The organism is Microbacterium sp. NPDC079356 (assembly GCF_049545465.1).
Taxonomy (GTDB): Bacteria; Actinomycetota; Actinomycetes; order Actinomycetales; family Microbacteriaceae; genus Microbacterium; species Microbacterium gawkjiense.
On record NZ_JBMWDN010000018.1, the window covers coordinates 1 to 1101 of the forward strand.

At 67.7% G+C, this 1101-nt stretch carries 1 protein-coding gene; it reads right to left on the reverse strand.

The features are described 5' to 3' along the window. Positions 1 to 44 precede the first annotated feature (44 nt). Positions 45 to 1101 (reverse strand): Mu transposase domain-containing protein (locus tag ACPEH0_RS14740; protein ID WP_423719502.1); only part of this gene is annotated, 1057 nt, incomplete at its 5' end.

Genomic DNA, 1101 nt, shown 5'->3' on the forward strand with positions numbered 1-1101 from the left:
GGCGAAATAGGTGATCTGCTTCGCGACGTCGGTCTTGCCGGCCATCAGTTGCTCCCCTCGACGAGCCCGAACGCGCGGTCGTAGTCGGCGAGATCCCGAGTCAGATCGTCGCCGACTGGAACAAGTCGCGGCTGCTGGAACTCGCGTCGTAGGACGGCCGCAGCTTCTCGATGCGCGGGGTCGGTGATCACCATTCCTCGTGCCCAGACACGGGTGTGGTCGGCGATGATCCGTCCATCGAGGCGGACGCGGACCCGGTCCAGGTCCGCGGTGACGTCGACGATCCTGCCGATCGCGCGCGGGTCGACGGAGTAGTCGTTCGTGTCGATGCGGACGTAGTAGTCGCGGCCGAGCCGGATCCGGTTCCGCCAGCCCAGATGCAACGGGATCGGCGGCAACGGCAACATCGCCGCCAGATCCGCAGGCAGCAGCGAGATCGGAGAGGCGGCCAGGGTGCGCACCCTCCGCTGGTTGGCGACTCCGAGCCAGTCGGTGAACTGCTCGTTGAAGTCCGCGGGCGAGGTGAATGACCGGCCCGGCATGAACGATGTCTCGAACCAACCGTTGCGGCGTTCCACGATCCCTTTCGATTCCGGATCCCGCGGCGGCAGCAGCACGAGCTTGGTCGCGAGGGTTCCCATGAACGCGTCGACTCCGTCCGCGTGACGGCGTCCTCGCCCGATGCCGGGCTCGTTGTCCCAGATCAGCCGACGCGGAACCCGGCCGAGCTGCTCGATCAGCTGCCAGGTCCCGAGCAGCAGATCCTCCGTCTTCCGCGTCGGGATCATCACTCCCGTCGTGAACCGGCAATGCGCCGGGGTGATCACCAGCACCGGCAACAGCTTCGCTGTCCCGTCCTCGAGCGGGATCTTCTTCGGCGGGAACCACAGATCGCACTGCGCCGCGTCCCCCGCCGCCCACGTGATCCGATCCGCGGGATCGAGACGCTGCTGCTCGGGCCGCAACCGCTTCACGTTGTCACGGAACCACCGGATCGAGCCCGTCCACCCGACCCGCTCCGCGAGCACCGTCGCCGGCATCGTCGGCGTCTCCAGCAGCAACGCACGCACCCGCGACTCGAACGGCGTGAACGACGTCGGC